The sequence below is a fragment of the Sediminibacterium sp. FW305-C-269 genome (genome assembly GCF_058231045.1).
This window is the reverse complement of record NZ_JBIQXQ010000001.1, coordinates 1214571-1236141: the sequence shown is the minus strand read 5'-3', so window position 1 is coordinate 1236141 and position 21571 is coordinate 1214571. Positions and strand designations below refer to the sequence as shown.

Below are 21571 nucleotides of genomic sequence, written 5' to 3'. Positions count from 1 at the left end.
GGTATTGTTCGCCATCAAAGATACTCCCATTCAGGCAGCATTCACCGTCCCGGGCCCTGAAAGAATTAACATTTCAAACGTAACCCCGCCGGCCACAGGCCGTTACACAGGAACAGGTCACCAGCAGGGTGTACCGTTTGCCTTACAGCCGCCTTTTTCAGGGCGGCTTTTACCAGTGAGGAATGTTCAGGGGATCCGGAACTCATTTCTTCCAGCGGAAAGTATTGACCAGGTGTTTCATATCGTCCAGCAGAAAACGATTCACGATACCCAGTGAGTCGGCATTGGGTGTAGCATCAAAATAAAGCGCTCCTCGTAAAAAATGACGGGTGGAATCGGTCACAAAAAACTGGTTAGCCGTAGCCACATCTCCCCCCACTGTAAAAAAGATCCCATGAATCCCGTTAGGGGTAGCGATCAGGGTGTCATCTATCGAATAGGCTTTGGCCGTATGTTTGCCTGTTAAGGCAAACGAGTGTTTCACCAGTGTGTCAAAATTATTCTTTCCGATCTCTTTATAGCTTACATAAATGCGCCCATTGAATTGCGGAAAATCAACATTGATCCACCAGGGATTCTCCGTGGCCTCACCAAAAAAAGTGCTGTCCTTCACCACCCGTCCGTATACCGGGTATTCAAAAGAATAAGGATATCCCGGCACATCAAATACCTGGTATTTTTTTTCGGGGAAATCGATCCTGTAATAGCCTGTAGGTTTCGGCGTGAAGGTACTGTTGCAGGAAGCAAGGATCACAGAAAAAACAAAAAGACAACTAACCATGACCGTAACTGCGCATACCCGCCGGGGCACAATAGGGCAGTTGGACCATACACTATTCGCTGATTTCATCATAATGGTAACTGTGGCTTGATCGATACTTTCACTTTCTGTATACGGTTCTTCTCCACTTCCAGCACGGTGAATTCAAAGTCGCCCGATTGCAGCACTTTTGCTGGCTGCGGAATTTCTCCCGCCAGTTCCAGTACCAATCCGGCCAGCGAATCGCTTTCTCCTTTGATCACATCGAAAGTATCGGTAGGTATATCCATGATTTTACATACATCATTGATCATGGTTCTGCCTTCAAAAATATAATTGTATTCGTCCAGTTTTTTATACCCTGTTTCCTCCTCGTCAAACTCATCCTTGATCTCACCGATCACTTCTTCAAGGATGTCTTCCAGCGTAACAATACCACTGGTACCGCCGAATTCGTCAACCACAACTGCAAAATGGATCCGTTTAGACTGGAACTCTTTCAGCAGGTCTTCTATGAATTTCTGTTCATGCACAAAATAAGGCTGGCGCATCAGCGGGTGCCAGTTATAATCGTCCGGTTCGTTCAGATAGGCAATCAGATCCTTGGTATGAATCATACCCACTACATTATCCAGGTCTTCCTTGTACACGGGCAAACGGCTGTAATTGAGTTCTCTGGCCGTGGCTATCAGTTCCCCGAAACGGATACTATGGTCCACCCCATGTACATCCACCCTTGTTTTCATGATCTGTTTCACAGTAATGTTCCCGAACTTAACGATTCCTTTCAGGATGTTCTTTTCATTTTCCGATGCGGTATTCTGTGTGGTCAGGTCAATGGCATGATCCAACTCTTCCAGGCTATAGGATCCGCCCGGACGGTTGGCCAGTTTTCTTTCAATGATATCCGAATACTTCACCAGCTTTTTACTCAGTCCGGCACAGGTATAAGAAACGGCCTGCACAATACCTCCAAAGTCTTTAGCGAACCTGACATTATTCTGCGTGGCCAGCACTTTGGGCATCACTTCACCAAACAAAACCAGCAGGAATGAAACAACGATCACTTTGATCAGGAACTCGACCCATACTGCGTCGAACTGCTCAAAGTTGAACATATTATCGATCAACAGGTTGGAGATGATGATGATGGATATATTGATGAAACTGTTAGCAATAAGCAGGGAGGCCAATAATACTTTAGGCTCTTCCAGCAGGTCTACAATCCTTTTGTAAGCAGGCTGCTGCTTCGATTTCAGGTTGTTGATGTCTTTATAGGTAAGTGAAAAGAACGCCACTTCCGAGCCCGACAAGACAAACGACAGGAACAATAGCAGGAATAAGATCATTACCAGAATGGTTGTACCCTGTGCCTGTATGGCTGCCAGTAAAGTAGGATGTGAGACTATCTGAAGAACCGGGTGATGATCCAAAGCCAGCATTTTTAATGAACGATCAGCTTATCAGGGGTATTACAACCTGATTCTGTTTACCAAAAGTATAGTTTTTACAGGTTTGATCAGAATGGCAGACTTTCGCCGGGATCGGTGATAGGCGGTATCTCATCACCAGGGTATCCTTCCAGCGGATCATGTGTCCCATGAGCGCCATGCCCCTCTCCTCTTTTATCCAGCATGATCAGGTTATCGCCTACCACTTCCGTAGCAAATTTTTTGTTACCCTCCTTGTCTTCCCAACTGCGGGTGCGCAGTCTGCCTTCTACATAAATCAGGCTTCCTTTGTGCAGGTATTTCTGCGCCAGTTCTGCCAGTCCGCGCCATAATACCACCGTGTGCCACTCTGTTTGAGATACCAGTTTGCCCGACCTGTCTTTATAGGTTTCCGTAGTTGCCAATGGAAATTTGGCCACCGCGATATTTCCTTCCAGGTGTTGCACATCCGGATCTTTACCCAGGTTACCGATCAACATTACTCTGTTAACGCCTCTCATACGATAGGTTTTAAGTTCGTCGAAAGTTGAATCTCTCTTAAAAATAACTTTTTTTAAGAAAGAAAAGAAGCAGGTCATAAAATTTCACGAACACTAAACAAAGCTGGTGCAGAAGGTGGTATTGGTTTTTTATATCCCGTCCTGTTCCAGGTAACCGGTAATAAATTTGGGGAATGCCAGTTTTTGCAGGCTTTTGGATGTTTCCCAACAGTATTTCTCCAGGAAACGGGGAAGGCTTTCCAGTTCTACACAAATAAACTGCCCCCTGATCTGCTGGTGCGTAAGTTGTTGTTTATGCAAAGTAGATATTTTGCTCACTACTACTTTACTGACACCTATCTGTTCACGCAACCATTGCTTCACTTTTATTTCGTCCCAAATGACCTGCTCCTCCGTTTCTAACAGGTAAAACTCAAACAGGTTTTGCCAGATATCATTGGCCCTCCGCTGGTTCAGCAGATATTTCCCTTTATGACTGAAAAGAAAATAGTAAAACCACCTGTTCTTCCGTAACAGTGTTTTTTCTTTGATGGGCAACCGGTTCACCATACCTTCTGCAAAAGCTTTGCAGTGGTTTTTCAGCGGGCAATGAATGCAGACAGGGGCAAAGGGTTTACAGACGGTTGCGCCAAAGTCCATGATGGCCTGGTTATACAAACCTGCTTCTTTCCTGGCAAGCACCCGGGTAGCCAGTTCTGTAAAAACCTGTTTACCCTTGGCAGAGTCTATGGTCTCTTCTATTCCGAAAAACCGGGATAATACCCTGAATACATTCCCATCCACTACGGCATAAGGCAGATTGTAAGCAAAAGATGCGATGGCGGCGGCCGTATAGGGACCAACACCCTTTAAGGCAAGAATGTCTTCGTATTGATCGGGAAAAACACCTTTCCGCTCTTTCACGATCTGTCGGGCCGTAAAAAGCAGGTTTTTGCAACGATTATAATAACCCAGCCCCTCCCATAATTTAAATACTTCCAGATCGGGCGCTTTGGCCAGGTTTTGGATAGTAGGATACTTACGGACGAAATTATTGTAATACTGCCAACCCTGGGCCACACGGGTCTGTTGCAGGATGACTTCGCTGAGCCATATTTTGTAGGGGTCTTTCTCCCCCTTCCAGGGCATTTCGCGGTCATTATGCTGTTTATGCCAGCGCAATAATGTATTCGTAAACGTTTTCTCCATAAGCTGAGGCACAAATATGACTTAAAAGAACAGCTAAGGAGATGAATGGTTAAAAATTTAAATCATATAATAATATTATCGAATATCAAATGAGCCTTGGTCATGATTATTGAACCTTTTATTTATCAATTAGTAACGCCTATAATATTTACGCCATCTTTCTTGCATTATTCGATTTTTTTATCTTATTTTAAGGTCTTGTACCTACTTTAAAACCATTAACAATGCGAAAATCAGATCTCATCAACCAGATCTCAGACAAAACCGGTATTCCGAAAGTGGATGTATTGGTGACGCTGGAAACCATGTTCAAAGAAGTAAAAGAAAGCCTCTCGAATGGCCAAAACATCTATATACGTGGGTTTGGCAGCTTTATTACCAAGAAGCGTGCTGCCAAGATCGGGCGTAACATTAAAAAGAATGTGGCGGTTGAAATACCCGAACATTATATCCCTGCTTTTAAGCCGGCGAAAGAATTTGTAAGCGAAGTGAAAAGCAAACGCAAGCCTGACTAACTTTGCGCAAAGCAACCTGGAGTGAAAAAAAAGCAATTTGTATTGGTCGGAGCGGGTCTCCTTTTATTTGTTCTTCTGTATTCTTGGGGCAAAACCGTCCCACCCAAAAAACCTGTTGCAGAAGCAAAACAAGAGCAACACACTGAGCATCAATCAATTAAATTTGAAGAAATCCTGGCAAAAGCCAAGGAAAGAATCAGTCCTGCCCAGAATGACCGCCTGCTGAAACTGGAGAATTCCGTCGTACGCGGCGATGTAAAAGAGCAACAATTGCATGTTTACCACCAGTTAGCCCGCTTCTGGAAAGACTCGGCCCGCATGTTCGAGCCCTATGCTTATTATACTGCGGAGGCCGCCAAGTTGGAAAATTCTGAAAAAAGCCTCACCTTTGCCGCCCATCTGTTTTTAGACAACCTGATGACAGAAGGGCAACCGGCCATGCAAAACTGGCTGGCCAGCAATGCAAAAGTTCTTTTAGAGAAAGCTTTGGTACTGAATCCCGCCAATGATTCGAGCCGGATCGGCATCGGGGCCTGTTATTTGTTCGGTAATATTTCAGACAATCCGATGGAAGGTATCTTACCTGTTCGGGAGATTGCCCAGAAAGATCCGGGTAATATATACGCCCAGATGGTATTAGGCATGGGAGGGAAAAGAAGCGGACAGTTCGACAAAGCCATTGAACGGTTCTCCATCGTTGTTCAGAAACAACCCAACAACCTGGAAGCCATTTTCAACCTTGCCGAATGTTACGAAGCAAAGGGCGATAAGACCAATGCTGTGAAATGGTATGAAAAAGTGAAAACACTGGTAAAAATACCGGAAGCACAGAAAGAGCTTGATAAAAGGATTACCGAATTGAAAAAATAAATCTATTCATTAACAAACAAAATTACTAAGTGTATGCCTTGTGGTAAGAAGAGAAAGCGTCATAAAATTGCGACTCACAAACGTAAAAAACGTTTAAGAAAGAATCGTCATAAGAAGAAGAACAAGTAATCCTGTTCTTTCATCTGACCTTTATAAAAAGCAGTCACACCCTATGGCGTGACTGCTTTTGACACTTTCCAGGATATCGTCACTACCTTTCTACGCTGCAACTTTCCCTTTTCCTTCCTGATCTGGTGACGAGCGATACGGATCTAAGTGTGTGTTGGTCTGCCGCATACCCGGCTGTTATTTTGTATGTAAAAGTTGCTTTTTTGTGAACAAAGAATTAATCATTAATGCCAGCCCAACAGGTGTGGAAATCGCATTCCTGGAGGACAAAAAACTGGTTGAACTGCATAACGAGAAAACGGATGCCAGTTTTGCCGTGGGCGACCTCTATCTCGGGAAGGTGAAAAAACTGATCCCGGGACTGAATGCTGCATTTGTGGATGTGGGGTTTGAAAAAGATGCATTCCTTCACTACACCGACCTCAGTCCTTATGTACGTTCTATCCTGAAATTCACCCAGCTGGCCATGAACGACAAAGAGCCAAATGGATTCGATTTTTCCAAATTCCATTCAGAACCGGAGATTGTTAAAACCGGCAAGATCAACGAAGTACTGAACGGCAAGCCGCATGTATTGGTTCAGATATTGAAAGAACCGATCGCAGCCAAAGGCCCACGCCTGAGCTGCGAATTATCGCTTCCCGGCAGATTTGTGGTACTGACCCCTTTCAACGAGATCGTTGCTGTTTCTAAAAAGATCCATTCTTCAGAAGAAAGAAAACGGTTGCATAAGATCGTAGAAGCCATCCGCCCAAAGAATTTTGGGGTGATCGTAAGAACCGCAGCCGAAGGCAAAAGCACCGCCGAACTGCACCAGGATCTGCTGGCACTGCAGGAAACCTGGAAAACCATCAAGTCTAACCTCAAAGGTGCTGTAGCGCCCGTAAGGATCCTCAGCGAAGAAAACAAAACCACCAGCATCCTGCGCGACCTGCTCAGTGCTGATTTCAATAAAGTGGTAGTAAACGATAAGAGCCTGTTTGGGGTAACACAAAGTTATATACAGCGTATTGCGCCGGATAAAACAGATATTGTTAGCCTGTACCAGAATAACGGGTTGCCCATCTTCGACCAGTTTGGGGTTACCAAACAGGTAAAATCCTCTTTTGGCAAAACGGTAAACCTGCCCAGCGGTGCTTACCTGATCATTGAACATACAGAAGCCCTGCATGTGATCGATGTGAACAGCGGTTACAAAAGTGTGAGCAATAACCAGGAAGATAATGCCCTTGAAACCAACTTAGAAGCTGCAGAGGAAATTGCACGCCAGCTTCGTTTGAGAGATATCGGCGGCATCATCGTGGTAGACTTTATTGACATGAAGCTGCCCGACAACAAAAGAAAAGTACAGGAAGCGATGGAAGGTTATATGAAAACCGACCGGGCCAAACATTCCGTACTGCCGATCTCCAAATTCGGTCTGCTGCAGATCACCCGACAGCGTATGCGTCCGGAAGTAAACATCAATACTTCCGAGAACTGCCCGGCCTGTAATGGTACCGGCAAGATCACTTCAACCTTATTATTGGAAGATGAGATCGAAAAACGCCTGCACTACCTGATCACCCATGCACATAAAAACCTGACATTGGTGGTACACCCGATCGTATATTCTTACCTCACCAAAGGCTTTTTCACTTCCATTATCAAAAAATGGAAACGTAAATACAAGACCAACCTGAAAGCGCAGGCCAATACCAATTATCACCTGATTGAGTTCAAGTTCTTTAACGAACACGAAGAAGAGATCAAATTCTAATGGACAGATCAGGCATAAAAAAACTCAGGTAGTTCAACCTGAGTTTTTTTATGCCTGATATATGGGATCAAAGTGAATTATAGTAATTCAGCAAAAGAGCCACCTGATCAAGGTTTTTAAAATTGGTTTTGTGTTCCGTCACGTACTGGTTAAGTTCTGCCTGTTTATCCGCCAGTAACGACAGTACCGCCTCCTTATCTCTTTTGAACCTTTTCATTTCTCCGTTTATATACAGGTATACATTTTCAGTCGATTCGAATTCCTTGACCACTTCGCCCGACAATTCATTGCGGCGCTCTATCACTTTCTTTACGATCGATCGGACGAGGCTGCAGCGCCCCTCAGCCAATACCTGGTAAAAATGTTTATCATTCTGTCTGTCCACAGAAGGGAACCCCGTTTGAAACCTGTACAGGAAAATACCGCCAGCTGTAGTATCCGCATAACTGATCTCTTTCACCATACCCGCCTCCATATAACCTTCAATACCGTTCGCCGATACAAAAACAGTTTCCTGCGTAACCAGGTTGATCTTCATTTTAACCTGGGTAAATTTTCTACCCTGTTTCAGTGTGATGTCTCCGTACTTATAGGCCGCATTAAAATAAGGTGTACCGCTTACATCATCAAAACGACTTTCAAAAGGACGTCCGTTTACATCGCTGATAAATACCTGGCTCGGCCACTTGCCTTTTACCACCAGGCCATTACCCTGAGCCGCAATACCGTTGCTGATGAAAAGCAGCAGGAAAATCTGGACTAAACAGGTACGCATAGATCGGATTTATACAGGTAAGTTACAACCTTCCCTAAAACAATCAAGGCCCAATTAAGGGCCCTGATCAATCCTGTTACCAGGAAAACATATTCAAGTTATTACTGCTTCGGGTTCTTAACCGCTGCAGAACCAGCCGCAGGAGGGTTGTAAGCCAGTTCATTATCCGGAACATCCCAGTAATCCAGGAATCCGTATACAATGGTAGCATTGGTATTCAATACACCCGCTGCAGAAATCACATTACAGCCGGTACGTGATTTGTCCGGCGCAATGATCTCCCAGCGACGTGCATCGTAGAAAGACAGTCCTTTGAAAGCCAGGGCGATCCTTCTTTCACTGCGCAGCTCCTCATAAGCAGCTGCCTGTGTCATACCTGCCGGAAGTGCGGCAAGGCCGGCACCCTGGTAAGCCCTTACGTTATCGATGGATTTAACACCCAGATCGATCTGGTTGGTCTGGATCAATGCTTCCGCTTTCATCAGCTCATTCTCCTCGTAGGTTCCGCAAAGGCTGATCTCATTGGCACCTGCCACCAGGTTGGCATACACGATCACACCCGGGAGGCCGGAACCGCCATTAGTCAGGCTGAACCGGGTATTGAAAGAGTTACCTCGGTCGGTATTGAAAATACCTACGTTAGGCAGCGTACGAACGTTATTGTCCTTCCGTTTGTCACCAGCCCTGAACTCCTGAACCCAACGCTCACTGAGTTTGTAGGTATTGGTGGCGTTACCCTGAGACTGGATCTTGTCTGCAATAGTAGTTCCCAGGAAATCACCGTTAGGATCAGTACGTCCGGTAAAGATGTAATCAGTAGCCGTAATACCATTGTTTACCAAAGTAAGGATAGACTGCCACTGGGTAGCGGTCATCGCTGATTTTGGGGTATTCACCAGGATATTACGGGCCTTCATGGTATTGATGTTACGCTGCCACATAGCAGTGGTCAGTACACCGCCCTTCCCTTTTTGTACGAATGATGGCAGCAGTTGTGCCAACACAGTTGAATAATCAGTAGCTGAAGTGGCAGCAGTCAGTGCAGCAGCACACTTGTCGAAATTCGCATTTGACTCGGTGATAATCGCTTCTTTGGTTACATAGTTACCATTGGTGGTTGCTTCTGTAGTACCGGCATTCTGAATGAGACCAGCGTAATAGATTGAACCGATCCTCGCATACGCGTATCCTTTCCACCAGTAAGCCCAGGCTTGAACCGTTGCTTTTTTGGTGGCAGCGCCTGCACCGGTGAATGTGGTGCTTTCGGCGATCTTCAGGATCGAATTGGCTGCAGTGATCATGTTGTACATGTAAGCCCACTCATAATAAGTGGCATTACTACCCTGCTGCTGGTTGTTATTGATGTTACGCAGCAAAGCATACTGTGTATTGATGGCACTCGGATTCAATACAACGGTACCGTTATCGAGGGTCACTTTGTTGGGGCATCCGATCTGGTTCATGAAAGCATTTGCAGCTTCTGCTCCGATAATATCACCCATCATTTCCTGGAATCCGGTAGCACCAGCCCAGAAGCGACCATATACGCCATCGGAGTATTTGAGGTCGTAAAAACCATTTCGATAAATAGAACCCTGAGCCAGCGATATCACACCGGCTTCGTTCTGCGCGCTCTCTGGCGTAGGTTGATTGGTATTAGAGATATCCAGGTCTTTCTTACAAGCAGTCATGCTCAAAGCCATACCCAGTATCCCAACCAGAATTTTATTATTCTTCATGTCTTCTAAATTTTATGATTAAGATTAAAATCCAACATTCAAACCAATGGTATAGGCTTTGGTGTTAGGAAGCGTGTTATGATCAACTCCACGGTCGAATGAAGAGTTGGATGCACCTGAACTTACTTCCGGATCCATACCTGTGTACTTGGTGATGGTTACCAGGTTACGACCTGACAGCACCAATTGTAAACGCTGGAATGTTTTGATCTTAAGCAATTTTGAGAAATCGATACCTACTGACAGGTTCCTTAAACGGGCAAAAGAAGCATCTTCATAAAAGTAGTCTTTGGTACCGTTATTCTGTCCCACCTGGTAAATACCACGATAGAAAGCAGTATATGCCTGTGTAACACCGTCAATGGTCAGCGGTTTTGCATAATCAGAGTGAATACCATCACGGTACATCCATTCCTTGGTCTGGTTGTACAGGTGGCTTCCGTTTACCCAATCCCACTGCATGCTAAGTGACAGGAATCCTTTGTAGTTGAAATTATTGATAAAGCTCATATTGAACTTAGGATTAGGATCACCAAAGCTGTATTGACCAGGAGAACTGATCGGCTGTTTAGTGGTCTTGTTCACTACCCAGCCATTGCTGGCCACTTCATAGTTAGCCTGGTTGGCTTTCGGGATGAAAGGCTGACCGGTTTTAGGATCTGCCTGGTCAACTGACCTTAGTACCAGGAAGCCGAAGATCTGACCGATCTTCAAACCTGGTTTCAGGGTCAAACCGGTACTTCCTGCGGCAGAAAGAACCACCACATCGGCACCTGTTACACTGGTGATCTCTGAAGTCTGTTTGGAGAAGTTAGTGGTGAAATCCCAGCTAAAATCTTTCTTGGACAATACATTCAGGTTCAATGAAGCCTGGATACCATTTGATCCCAGACCGAATGCATTGTTCAGGATGCTACCCACACCTGTAGAAGGAGCAGCATCTACACGATAGATCGCATTATCCGTATTTCTTTTCCAGTAAGTGAAAGAGAAGTTGGCATTTTTCAACCAGTCGCCCTTCAGCAGATTGAAACCGAGGTCGAAACCTAATTCAGTCTCTTTGGACAATTCCACTGCCAGGTTTGGATTAGGACTGGTAGTTGGGAACCTGAACACGCTGTTGGAGCCCAGGTTAGAAGCACCCAGTACAGGGAAACGCTGGAAAGCGCCCGGCTGGATACCTGCTTCACCATAAGCAGCTCTGATCTTGAAATCAGAGATCACATTGGAGATCTTTGAACTCTCCCAGAACTTAAAGCGTGAAATGTTCACGAATGCATCACCTCTTGGGAAGGTCTGTGCGGTAGCACCACTTCCGAAAGCAGAGGAATAATCGCTTCTTACACCTACAGCCACACCAGCCAGATCGCTCCATTCAAAGCGTTGGTTGGCCAGGAAACCGTAAGTAATGAAAGGTTCTACATAATCAGAAATCACTTTATATACCGCAGCCTGCGAAGCATTCCAAGGGTTGTAACCAGGAGCATCGTATCCATAAGCAGCAAACTGCCTGTAGTTGTTTTTACGATAGTCAAAGGCAACAGTGGTAATTGTTTTCACGGGAACCTTCAGTCCAAAATCCTTGTCAAAGTCTGTCCGAACGGTAGCCGTACCTACAAAGTTCTGGAAAGTAGTACGATCCACATAGTTGTCGATCTCACCAGTGCTGGTGGGAGAAGAGTTGGGGTTATAGTTACTGTAGAAATAATCGTTGTACACAGCGTTCTTGTTCAGCGACTGGTCTTCGTAACGGTAAGTGGTATTGCTGTTCGATACATTCAGGCTGTACTTGGCATCCAGTTCCAGGTAACGGGCAAAGCGGTAGTTCAGGTTGAAGTTCTGAACAATATCCACTTTGTTGATCAGCGTACTGGTATACTGGTTTACAAAGTTGGGGTTGGCACCGTTCACACCCACAGCATCACCAAAGTATACGCCATAGTTACCATCCTGATCTCTGTAGTCGTAGTTGGCAAAAGGACGTGAATTGTTGATGCTATAGAAGATACTACGACCAGACTGGTCGTTCAGCGTATTCTTTGTATACACCAACTGGGTCAAACTGGTCAGTTTCAGGTTCTTAGCCAGTTCTACGCTCAGTTTGCTTGTTAAATTGGAACGTGCATAGTCGCCGTTATCTTTAAAGTTGGAGTTCTGCTTATTGTAAGAAGCAGACAACAGGAAATCTACTTTCTCCCTGCTGCCAGAAATGGTTACAGAGTTATTCAGTACATATCCTTTCTTCAGGAACATTTTATAGTGATCGTAGTACTGCAGGTTTTTGTCGTAGGCTTTGTTGGCAAAACTGGCAACGTTTAACGCACTGTACTGAACGTTCGCATCATATACACTCAAAGCGGGATCGAACACCAGGGGCTGACCGTTTGCTTTGATGACATTGTTACTGGCATCGGTGGCAAAAGCGTGGAATCTGGATTTGGACAGGCCACCCACGTTCAGCAGTTCGTTGGTGGTAGCACTGCTGCTGACATCAATATTCAGTCGGCCGGCTTTCGCTTTCTTGGTAAATAACTGGATAACACCATTCGCACCCTGAGCACCATATAAGGAGGCTGCAGCGGCACCTTGTACCACTTCCACTCTTTCGATGATGTTTACATCTATAGAACCCAGGTCAGTGGCGCGCACTTCCAGACCATCCACCAGGATCATCGGGAAAGTTCCCCCCTGGATGGTATTGATACCACGCAGCAGGATATTCAGCGGCTGACCGGGGTTACCATTGGTAGAAGAAATCTGCGCTCCGGCTACCTGACCAACCAACTGTTGGCCAACATCGCCAGACGGAACCTTTACCTGGTTGCCTACATTCACTGCTTCAACAGCGATACCCAGTTTTTTCTTACTGGTAGCAGCGCCCACACCCGTTACCACCACTTCACTCAGGGAGCGGATATCGGTAACCAGCTGAACCATCAGGTTGGAGGAAGATGCGACAACAGATTTGGTTTCAAAACCCAATGCAGAAACCACCAGCGTTGCGCCATTCTTTACTTTAATAGAAAAAGCACCATCGTTACCGGCACTGACACCGTTCTTGGTACCTTTTTCTAACACAGTGGCTCCCGCTACAGGAGACCCTTTGTCGTCCATAACCTTACCGGTTATAGTTGTCTGTGCAAAGCCGACCAGAATGGCCATGGCATATGCACAAACTGTCATTAGCAGTTTTTTTCTCATGTTGTGATTTTTTTGAAAGTGGCCGTTTATCAGCCTTTCTGACCTCCTAAGTAAATAAAAAGCTGCTCTTCGACCTTTTTAATACGATATTTTAATTTATTTTTAATCTTAAATGTATGTTAAAACAACACATTATTTAGGGGTAAAACAGCTTTTTTTACCGGTGAAATGAAAGTTGGTATACTGTAAGTACCCCTTATTAGCGAAAGATCATACCGGTGGATGTCCCCCCATGAGCTATGTATTTTACAGTAATTGGGAAAAATAGCTATCCCTGAAAAGAAGGAAATTTTGCACTTACTTTTTAAAAAACAGGGCCTAAAATCATATTTTAATACATATTTATTTATTTCATATTTATTGCATCTTCCCGATCTTAAAAATCCATCACAAGGGCTTCCGGGTGGGTGGTCAAATAGCTTATCACTTCATTAACATATTAAATATATTTTTATATAATTCCGGTCAATATTTAAGCAATTCATAATCACTTTATTACTGAACAGATAGGAAAAGAAAAAAAGAGGAGTCGACAAGAGATTCTTTCTAATATATTGATAAACAGCAAATTAAAAATTATTTACTTTAATAAATTAATTAGGCTGTCAGGTTTTCGGAGAAGGGAATTTTGCAGGATGGGGCAAAAAATAATTTTGGATTCTGCCCCATTATTGTAATTTAGTGGAAGAATTTAATGGGTTAGTAAGTAACGGGGTCAACAGCAATGTTGGCCCTTTTACATTCCTGAAATACTGCTTTAAAAAATTCAGTTTTACTGACCATCAACGTTTGTTTTTACGATTTAGTATCTGTTACCGATCCGTTTCTTTCACTGTTTTGTCTCCCAAGTATTAACACATTCGCAACTCAGTTTATCTTTATCACATGAGTAAAATAAAAACAGCATTTTTCTGTAGCAACTGCGGATACGAAAGTGCGAAATGGATTGGTAAGTGCCCGGGTTGCTCACAATGGAACACATTCACGGAAGAAATTCTAGATAAAGGAACCAACAAGGAAGAGAACTGGAACAACTACAGCAGTGAAAAAAGGAATAGCAAAACAGTTGCTTTACAGGATGTCATAAGTACTACTGAAAAAAGGATCGCTACAAAAGATACGGAACTGAACCGCGTACTGGGTGGAGGCATCGTTCCTGGAAGTATCATATTGGTAGCAGGTGAACCCGGTATCGGAAAAAGCACGCTGTTCCTGCAGAACGGTCTGCTGATTGATCAATTGCGTGTTCTCTATATCAGCGGGGAAGAGAGTGAACAGCAGATCAAAATGCGTGCAGACCGTTTGAAAATTCACAATGATCATTTTTATTTACTTACGGAAACCAGCACCCAGACTATCTTTCAGGAGATCAGAAAACTGAAACCCCAGCTGGTGATCGTAGATTCGATACAAACCTTACAATCTAACCTGATCGATTCATCGGCAGGCAGTGTTTCACAGATCAGGGAATGCGCAGCGGAATTTCAGCGGTTTGCCAAAGAGACCAATACACCTGTTTTCCTGATTGGCCATATCACCAAGGACGGAGCAATAGCCGGACCAAAAATACTGGAGCATATGGTAGATACCGTTCTGCAGTTTGAAGGTGACCGGCATTATGCTTACCGCATCCTGCGCACGCTGAAGAACCGGTTCGGAAGCACCGCGGAATTAGGCATCTATGAAATGACGGGAGACGGCATGCGCATCGTTGCCAATCCTTCCGAAATACTCATCGCTCAAAGAGAAGAACAGTTAAGCGGCAGTGCCATTGCAGCAACACTGGAGGGCATGCGCCCATTATTGATTGAAGTGCAGGCCCTGGTAACACAAAGCGTATACGGAACCCCGCAAAGAACTGTTAGCGGTTTTGACCTGCGCCGTTTACAATTATTGTTGGCTGTACTGGAGAAAAGAGGAGGCTTCCAGTTTGGCATGAAAGACGTCTTTGTGAACATAGCCGGTGGCATAAAAGTAGAAGATCCTTCCATCGACCTGGCAGTGATCTGTGCCCTGCTTTCCTCATACGAAGACATATCCCTGCCCGCACATATCTGTTTTGCCGGTGAAGTGGGCCTCAACGGCGAGATACGTGCCGTAAACCGCATTGAACAAAGAATCGCCGAAGCGGAAAAACTGGGTTTTGAAAAGATCATCGTATCCAAATACAACAAAAAAAGCTTCGACCCCAAAGCCTATAAAATACAGGTAATAGCCCTCAGCAGGGTGGATGAAGTATACCAGCAACTCTTCTAACATATACTCCCATCCCCCCATTAGCCTGCAACCGATTACTTAGAACTTATTACTTACCACTCAATTGCGGTAAATACCTGATTTCCGTATACAATGCCAAAGGAAATTTGCATCATGACCAGTTTTCGCAGCAAATACCTGTCTTCCCTGTTGCACCTTTTTTATCCGCATAACTGTGAGGGTTGCGGCTCGACCCTGATATCTGATAACCAGTTCCTCTGTACCCGCTGCATACACCATTTACCGGCGACCGGTTTCTTTAACAAACCAGGCAATCCGGTAGAAAAAACCTTCTATGGAAGATTACCGGTGAATCATGCCGCAGCGGTTTACCATTTCACCAAAGCTTCATTACTGCAACACCTGCTGGTTCAGTTAAAATATAAGAATAACCGGGAAGCAGGCTATTTTTTAGGCAGGATGCTGGGATATGCGCTGGCCAATACCGAACGGTTTGCAGGAATTGAGGTACTGATACCAATTCCATTGAATCCCAAAAAAGAATTCATCCGTGGTTATAACCAATCAGCCCTATTATGCGAAGGCATCAGGGAGATATGGAACAAACCGGTTCTTGCCAATGCCGTGACCCGGGTTCGCTTTACCGAAACACAGACCCACCGTAACCGGCTCAGTCGCTGGCAGAATATGGAAAATGTATTCGCCGTTACGCAGCCGGAATCACTGACCAACAGACATATCCTTCTTGTGGATGACGTGATCACCACCGGGGCAACCCTGGAAGCCTGCGGATCGTCTATACTGGAAATCCCCGGAACACAGTTGAGCGTGGCGGCAGTAGGGTATACTGGTTAGTTAAAAGTTAATACTAGCAATGGATTATGGTAAATCAATCATGCGCTTGCAACTGTTACCTTTTAATTTTTAACTTCTCCATAATGCAGAACCTTTTTTATATTTATCTGTTCTTTACAAAAAACAACCAACCATGAAATACTATCTGACCATTACCATTGCAGTTATGCTGAGTGCTTTTACCTTTCCGGGCAGCCCATCCATACACAGTTTTAAAGTGAAATCCATTGAAGGCGGAACCATTGATTTTTCCAGGTTCAAGGGTAAAAAGATACTGGTGGTGAACACAGCTTCGAAATGCGGGTATACCCCCCAGTACGAAGCTTTGGAAAAAGTGTATGAACAATACAAAGACAAACTCGTGATCGTAGGTTTCCCGGCCAATAATTTTGGCGGACAGGAACCCGGCAGTGATGGGGAGATCCAGGAATTCTGCAAAGCCCGTTTTGGCGTAACTTTCCCGCTGGCCAGCAAAATAAGCGTGAAAGGAGACGATACCGCCCCCATCTACCAGTGGCTTACCCACAAAAACCAGAACGGTGTGCTGGATGCAGAAATCAAATGGAACTTTAACAAATTCCTGCTGGATGAGAACGGAAAAATGATCGCCTATTTTGAAAGCAAAGTAAAACCCGACAGCGAAGAAATTCTGAAATACCTGAAATGATCCATTCATGGATCTGCGGATCAAATGTTGTTGAAAAAGGAGAATGTTTGTTAACAAACATTCTCCTTTTTCTTTTCAGGAACCTTTACTTTTGACGCCTGAGAATCCCGAATCTGCAATGTTATTCAAAGATGTGATAGGTCAGCAGGCGGTCAAACAACACCTGGCCGAAATGGTAGAACAGAACCGTTTGAGCCATGCTTTGCTGTTCCTGGGAAAGGAAGGAAGCGGCACTCTGCCGCTGGCATTGGCATTTGCACAATACATCGTATCACTTCCCCAACCTGCGCCGGTAGTGGAAGACCTGTTCGGTGGCATGACGGCACTGGAACCTACCCCCTCCTTTATTCATCCGGATGCCATTGCCGACCAGCCGGCTTTTCAACGTGCAGAACAGCTGATACATCCGGACCTTCATTTTACCTACCCGGTAATCCCCAAAAAATCGGGCGACAAACCCGTTAGTTCAGATTATATAGCTGAGTGGAGGGAGTTCCTGAAAAATTACCCGTACGGCAATGTGTACGACTGGTTGCAATTCATTGGCGCCGAGAACAAACAGGGCAATATCACCGCAGAAGAGTGCAACGAGATCAACCGGCAACTGAGCCTGAAGAGTTTTGAAAGCGAATACAAAGTGCTGGTACTTTGGATGCCGGAATACCTCGGTAAGGAAGGCAATAAATTACTGAAACTGATAGAAGAGCCCCCACCCAATACCTTATTCATCCTGGTGGCTGAGAACGATGAGCAGATCCTGCCGACCATATTGAGTCGCTGCCAGCTGGTGAAGATACCCATGCCCGACAACAGCGAGATAGAGCAGGCACTCATAGAAAGGGCCAAACTGGCCCCGGATGCTGCCCGCCAAATAGCCGGGATCTGTGAGGGTAACTACCGGGAAGCCCTGCAGCTGATACAACATGCCGACCAGGACTGGCAGAGCCTGCTGCGCGAATGGCTGAATGCTACTTTGAAAGGCGGTCCCATGGCACAGGTAAAATTTACCGAAGAAGCTGCCAAACTGGGCCGGGAGAAGCAGAAACAGTTCCTCCGCTACTTTAACCACCTGCTCGAACAGAGTATCCGGATCAAGATATTGGGGCCAGATGGGGTGTTTTTGGGTGATCATGAGAAGGATTTTGCCCAAAGACTGAACAAAATAGCTTCTGTAAGCCAGCAACAGGCCATTATTGAGGAACTTGACCGGGCCGCCTACTACATAGAGCGGAATGCCAATGCCAAAATGCTGTTCCAGGCCCTCAGTATTAAACTGTACCATATCATTCAGAACAAAACCCTAATTTTGATGAACTAGCTTCGGAAGGCCGGTATTGGAGGGCGGATGCCCGACCGTACTTGCCCCCCAGGCAGTGAGAAGGATTTTGTGTGGGTTTGTGTAAGGTTTGGCTACCCTGAAACCGGTTACCGATCGTACACGTTGCACTGTTTTACGCTTATCAATATATTTTGAAGGCAGATGCGAACATCACGTTTGTACCAGCCGTGGCCGATGAACGCCCCGGACCCTGACGTGAGTGACACAACTGAAGCATCATAGCAGTACTGTTGCCCGCCCAATCAGTCCCTCTCCTTTTTTAACTAACAACTTATCTGTTCAATATGGGCTGTGGATCATGTAGTTCCTCCAAAAACGGGGGAAAACCGGGGGGATGCAAAAGCAACGGAGGTTGCAGCACGGGTGGCTGTAACCGGATGAATGTGCATGACTGGTTGTTAAACCTTCCCTTCAGCGACCCCGAAAGCAATTGTAAAGTCATTGAAGTCACTTTTAAACAGGGAAGCCGCAAAGAATTCTACCGCAACACCACATTACAATATTTTGAGAAAGGCGATTATGTAACCGTAGAAGGGGTGAGCGGTTTCGACGTAGGCGAAGTGAGCCTGACCGGTGAACTGGTACGCCTCCAGATGAAGAAAAAAGGGGTTGACGAGTTCAGTCCCGACATGAAAAAGATCCTGCGCCGGAGTTCAGAAAGGGATATTGAGACCTTCCACATCAGTAAAAGCCGGGAAAAAGAGATCCTGGCACGAAGCCGCGCCATTGCCCGCCAGTTGAATGTACAAATGAAACTGAGCGAAGTGGAGATACAGGCCGATGGCAAGAAGGGCACTTTCTTTTATACCGCCGACGACCGCGTGGATTTTCGTGAGCTGATCAAAGTATACGCCAGTGATTTTAAGGTAAAAGTGGAAATGCGCCAGATCGGTATCCGCCAGGAAGCCGCCAAAGTGGGTGGTATCGGAAGCTGTGGCCGCGAATTGTGCTGCAGTACCTGGCTGAACGAGTTCAAGAGTGTAAATACCACCGCAGCCCGTTACCAGAACCTCTCTATCAATCAGACCAAACTGAGTGGCCAGTGCGGCAGGCTGAAATGCTGCCTGAACTATGAACTGGATACTTACCTGGATGCGCTGCAGCAGTTCCCTGATTATGCAGAAACCCTGGATACCGCCATGGGTACTGCACATCTGATCAAAAAAGATATTTTCAAGAACCTGATGTGGTATGTGTTACCTAATAACACCAAACACTACCCACTGACCATACAACGCGTAAAAGAGATCAAACGACTGAACCGTGAGGGTCAGAAAGTGGATGAATTACAGGCCATTGAAATTGTGAGCAGCAAACAGAGGGAAGAAAATGAACCTGCAGCCTTTGTTGACCTGGTAGGACAGATCAGTTTAAAAACACTGGAAAGAAACGACCGCCGCAGAAGAGACCAGGAGCGTGGCAACCGTGGTAACCAGCAGGGACAAAGGCAACAGGGCGGAAGGAACCAGGGAGGCAGACAACAAGGACAAAAAGATGCCGGCGGACAGGGCCAGAAACAAGGGGGCAGACCACAGCAACAAAACCGTGGAGGGCAACAGCCAAGTGGTGGACAGGCACCCAAACAACCCAACCAAAAAGAACAAAGGCCACAGGGACAGAGAGCACCGCAACAAAACCGCGGAGGCCAGCAGGGAGGACAAAGGAACCAGGGGCCAAGGCCACAGGGCCCCAGACCACAGCAAGGGACTCCTAAACAGGAACCACCGAAAGAAAAAGAATAGTAAGTAAAACGCCACCCAACAGGTGGCGTTTTTTTATGTGTGTATTGCGATAAGAGAGAAACGAAGAAAAAGAGGGAAAGAGGTCTTTATCTATAGGCTTCGTTGCTTACAGCTTGTCCATTTCGGTTGCGGTGAATTCCATCAGTGTTTTGATATGAGCGGGGGACAGGTCGAATTTCAGACCGGCTGCCTTGTATAATTCCGGTAAGGTTTTGGTACCACCCAGGCTCAGGGCGTTGATGTAGTTCTGCAAAGCCTGTTGCGGGTTTTGCTGGTACTGCATCCACATACCAATGGCGCCTAACTGGGCAATGCCGTATTCGATGTAATAGAAAGGCACTTCGAACAGGTGTAACTGACGCTGCCAGCCTATTTCGCGGAACATATCCAGGCCGGTGTAATCGATGCTGTTGGTAGAGAATTCATTCAGGATCTTCATCCACTCCGTTGTTCTCTCTTCGATGGTATGATTGGGATTTTCGTATACCCAATGCTGGAACTTATCAATGATCGCGATCCAGGGGAAAATAGTGATGGTCCTTTCAAGCTGGTGTTCTTTGGCGCGCTTCAGGTCTTCGGCGTTATCAAAGAACGCTTCCCAGTGATTCATGCTGAACAGTTCCATGCTCATGCTGGCCACTTCGGCAATTTCCATTGGATATTCTTTGAACGCACTCAGTTCCAGTTCGTGTGCCAGGAAAGAATGTATGGCGTGTCCTCCTTCGTGTACCATGGTGGTAACATCGCTCATTTGTCCGGCAGCATTCATGAAGATGAAAGGTGCACCACTTTCAGACAAAGGACAGTTATATCCACCCGGAGCTTTGCCCTTGCGGCTTTCGAGGTCAAAATGTTTCAGTTCATTCATCTTACGCAGACAATCGGCAAAAAACGGGTTCATCTGCTCAAAACAGTTCACTGATTTCTCGTAGAGATCATTGCCATTGGTGAAGGGTTTCAGCGGCTCCACCCCTTCCGGTTCCGCTTCTGTATCCCATGGGCGCAGGGTATTGAGCTGCAGTTTCTGCTTTTTCTTCTGGTAGATCTTCTCGATCAGTGGCAGTACGTGCAGTTTTACTGCTTCATGGAATTGGAAACAGTCCTCCTTGGTGTAGTCGAAACGGCCCAGTTCTACAAATTTATAATCGCGGTAATTGGCGAAACCTGCGTTTTTGGCCACTTCGTTCCTTTTGTGAACAAGCTGCGTATACAGGTCGTGCATGGCCTGCTTATCCTGCAGCCTTCTCTCCTGTATCTTACGGTATACTTCCTCACGTAAATTCCGGTCATGGCTTTCCAGGAATTTAGCTGCCTGTTGCAGAGTATATTCCTGTCCGCCCACTTCCACCGTCATTTTACCGGCAATGGCGCCATATTGCTGCTGCATTACACTCAGTTCTGCCTGCAGTGGTATATTGGCTTCGCGGAACAGATCGATATTCTTTTTAACACTGCGCAGGTAGGTGAAATATTTCTGCTGGTCCAGTTCCTGGGTGAATGGACAGTTTACCAGTTTCCGGTTCAGCAGGTCGGCATAGGGTTGCAGTTTGGGCTGTATCTCCATGCAGAAATAGGTGAACGCCTCTTCCAGCGATTTATCGGTGGTATCGCAGGTCATTTTGATCTGGCGCCAGCAGGCGTCTTCGCTCACTACAGCCTCTATCTCACTCATGTCTTTCAGCCATTTTTCCAGGTCGGACCGGGAATCCAGTTTCCTTTCGGACAGGTCTTTGAAAAAAGGCTCCAGGGAGGCCCAATCGGTCACTACAAAATCTTGAGGAACAAAATGGCGTTCCAGTTTCTTGATATCCGCACTCAATGTCATATTCAGGCTGTTTAGAACGGCAAATTTACGCCAAGGGAC

16 protein-coding genes are annotated in these 21571 nt (G+C 45.7%); 8 read left to right on the top strand and 8 right to left on the bottom strand.

All coding sequences use genetic code 11. The features are described 5' to 3' along the window. Positions 1–202: 202 nt before the first annotated feature. From gldD to mutY, 4 genes are all read right to left on the bottom strand, one after another. A complete protein-coding gene (gene gldD, locus ACH3Y6_RS05305; RefSeq protein ID WP_490834545.1) occupies positions 203–853 on the bottom strand; it encodes a gliding motility lipoprotein GldD in 651 nt (216 codons plus the stop codon). Then, complete coding sequence (gldE, locus tag ACH3Y6_RS05300; protein ID WP_490834544.1) at positions 850–2202, bottom strand: gliding motility-associated protein GldE; 1353 nt, start codon at positions 2200–2202, stop codon at positions 850–852. The genes gldD and gldE overlap by 4 nt, the downstream gene beginning before the upstream one ends. Positions 2203–2279: 77 nt before the next feature. Continuing rightward, on the bottom strand, positions 2280–2711 hold the full coding sequence (locus tag ACH3Y6_RS05295) for a single-stranded DNA-binding protein (protein WP_490834543.1): 432 nt from the start codon (positions 2709–2711) through the stop codon (positions 2280–2282). 129 nt (positions 2712–2840) lie between these two features. After that, positions 2841–3899: an A/G-specific adenine glycosylase gene (gene mutY, locus ACH3Y6_RS05290; protein ID WP_490834542.1), complete on the bottom strand. Its 1059-nt coding sequence runs from the start codon at positions 3897–3899 to the stop codon at positions 2841–2843. 224 nt (positions 3900–4123) lie between these two features. On the opposite strand from mutY, the gene ACH3Y6_RS05285 reads away from it, so the two are divergent. The 3 genes from ACH3Y6_RS05285 (at position 4124) to ACH3Y6_RS05275 (ending at position 7172) form a co-directional block, all read left to right on the top strand. Next, positions 4124–4414 carry an HU family DNA-binding protein gene (locus ACH3Y6_RS05285; protein WP_490834541.1) on the top strand — a complete coding sequence of 97 codons (291 nt, stop codon included), beginning with the start codon at positions 4124–4126 and terminating at the stop codon, positions 4412–4414. Positions 4415–4435: 21 nt separating this feature from the next. Next, positions 4436–5284 carry a DUF6340 family protein gene (locus ACH3Y6_RS05280; protein ID WP_490834540.1) on the top strand — a complete coding sequence of 283 codons (849 nt, stop codon included), beginning with the start codon at positions 4436–4438 and terminating at the stop codon, positions 5282–5284. 334 nt (positions 5285–5618) lie between these two features. Further along, positions 5619–7172, top strand: a complete 1554-nt coding sequence (locus ACH3Y6_RS05275; RefSeq protein WP_490834539.1) for an Rne/Rng family ribonuclease — start codon at positions 5619–5621, stop codon at positions 7170–7172. 67 nt (positions 7173–7239) lie between these two features. On the opposite strand, the gene ACH3Y6_RS05270 is transcribed toward ACH3Y6_RS05275, so the two are convergent. The 3 genes from ACH3Y6_RS05270 to ACH3Y6_RS05260 all read right to left on the bottom strand — a co-directional run bounded on the left by ACH3Y6_RS05270 (position 7240) and on the right by ACH3Y6_RS05260 (position 12887). After that, positions 7240–7947, bottom strand: a complete 708-nt coding sequence (locus tag ACH3Y6_RS05270; protein WP_490834538.1) for a hypothetical protein — start codon at positions 7945–7947, stop codon at positions 7240–7242. Between the two features lie 101 nt (positions 7948–8048). Next, positions 8049–9686 carry a RagB/SusD family nutrient uptake outer membrane protein gene (locus ACH3Y6_RS05265; protein ID WP_490834537.1) on the bottom strand — a complete coding sequence of 546 codons (1638 nt, stop codon included), beginning with the start codon at positions 9684–9686 and terminating at the stop codon, positions 8049–8051. A gap of 24 nt (positions 9687–9710) precedes the next feature. Then, positions 9711–12887 carry a SusC/RagA family TonB-linked outer membrane protein gene (locus ACH3Y6_RS05260; RefSeq protein WP_490834536.1) on the bottom strand — a complete coding sequence of 1059 codons (3177 nt, stop codon included), beginning with the start codon at positions 12885–12887 and terminating at the stop codon, positions 9711–9713. An 885-nt stretch (positions 12888–13772) separates the two neighbouring features. On the opposite strand from ACH3Y6_RS05260, the gene radA reads away from it, so the two are divergent. From radA to ACH3Y6_RS05235, 5 genes are all read left to right on the top strand, one after another. Then, positions 13773–15143, top strand: coding sequence for a DNA repair protein RadA (gene radA, locus ACH3Y6_RS05255; RefSeq protein WP_490834535.1), 1371 nt, complete (start codon positions 13773–13775; stop codon positions 15141–15143). A 114-nt stretch (positions 15144–15257) separates the two neighbouring features. Continuing rightward, entirely contained in the window at positions 15258–15959 is a 702-nt protein-coding gene (locus ACH3Y6_RS05250) for a ComF family protein (RefSeq protein WP_490834534.1), read from the top strand. A gap of 133 nt (positions 15960–16092) precedes the next feature. After that, positions 16093–16626: a glutathione peroxidase gene (locus ACH3Y6_RS05245; RefSeq protein ID WP_490834533.1), complete on the top strand. Its 534-nt coding sequence runs from the start codon at positions 16093–16095 to the stop codon at positions 16624–16626. Positions 16627–16744: 118 nt separating this feature from the next. After that, entirely contained in the window at positions 16745–17944 is a 1200-nt protein-coding gene (locus ACH3Y6_RS05240) for a DNA polymerase III subunit (RefSeq protein ID WP_490834532.1), read from the top strand. A gap of 398 nt (positions 17945–18342) precedes the next feature. Further along, positions 18343–19707, top strand: coding sequence for a PSP1 domain-containing protein (locus tag ACH3Y6_RS05235; protein ID WP_490834531.1), 1365 nt, complete (start codon positions 18343–18345; stop codon positions 19705–19707). A gap of 106 nt (positions 19708–19813) precedes the next feature. On the opposite strand, the gene ACH3Y6_RS05230 is transcribed toward ACH3Y6_RS05235, so the two are convergent. Continuing rightward, positions 19814–21532: a M3 family oligoendopeptidase gene (locus tag ACH3Y6_RS05230; protein ID WP_490834530.1), complete on the bottom strand. Its 1719-nt coding sequence runs from the start codon at positions 21530–21532 to the stop codon at positions 19814–19816. Positions 21533–21571 lie beyond the last annotated feature (39 nt).

Coding starts and splice junctions, on each gene's coding strand:
- gldD (WP_490834545.1), bottom strand. CDS start 853: ATGATGAAATCAGCGAATAGTGTATGGTCCAACTGCCCTATTGTGCCC.
- gldE (WP_490834544.1), bottom strand. CDS start 2,202: ATGCTGGCTTTGGATCATCACCCGGTTCTTCAGATAGTCTCACATCCT.
- ACH3Y6_RS05295 (WP_490834543.1), bottom strand. CDS start 2,711: ATGAGAGGCGTTAACAGAGTAATGTTGATCGGTAACCTGGGTAAAGAT.
- mutY (WP_490834542.1), bottom strand. CDS start 3,899: ATGGAGAAAACGTTTACGAATACATTATTGCGCTGGCATAAACAGCAT.
- ACH3Y6_RS05285 (WP_490834541.1), top strand. CDS start 4,124: ATGCGAAAATCAGATCTCATCAACCAGATCTCAGACAAAACCGGTATT.
- ACH3Y6_RS05270 (WP_490834538.1), bottom strand. CDS start 7,947: ATGCGTACCTGTTTAGTCCAGATTTTCCTGCTGCTTTTCATCAGCAAC.
- ACH3Y6_RS05265 (WP_490834537.1), bottom strand. CDS start 9,686: ATGAAGAATAATAAAATTCTGGTTGGGATACTGGGTATGGCTTTGAGC.
- ACH3Y6_RS05260 (WP_490834536.1), bottom strand. CDS start 12,887: ATGAGAAAAAAACTGCTAATGACAGTTTGTGCATATGCCATGGCCATT.
- radA (WP_490834535.1), top strand. CDS start 13,773: ATGAGTAAAATAAAAACAGCATTTTTCTGTAGCAACTGCGGATACGAA.
- ACH3Y6_RS05250 (WP_490834534.1), top strand. CDS start 15,258: ATGACCAGTTTTCGCAGCAAATACCTGTCTTCCCTGTTGCACCTTTTT.
- ACH3Y6_RS05245 (WP_490834533.1), top strand. CDS start 16,093: ATGAAATACTATCTGACCATTACCATTGCAGTTATGCTGAGTGCTTTT.
- ACH3Y6_RS05240 (WP_490834532.1), top strand. CDS start 16,745: ATGTTATTCAAAGATGTGATAGGTCAGCAGGCGGTCAAACAACACCTG.
- ACH3Y6_RS05235 (WP_490834531.1), top strand. CDS start 18,343: ATGAATGTGCATGACTGGTTGTTAAACCTTCCCTTCAGCGACCCCGAA.
- ACH3Y6_RS05230 (WP_490834530.1), bottom strand. CDS start 21,532: ATGACATTGAGTGCGGATATCAAGAAACTGGAACGCCATTTTGTTCCT.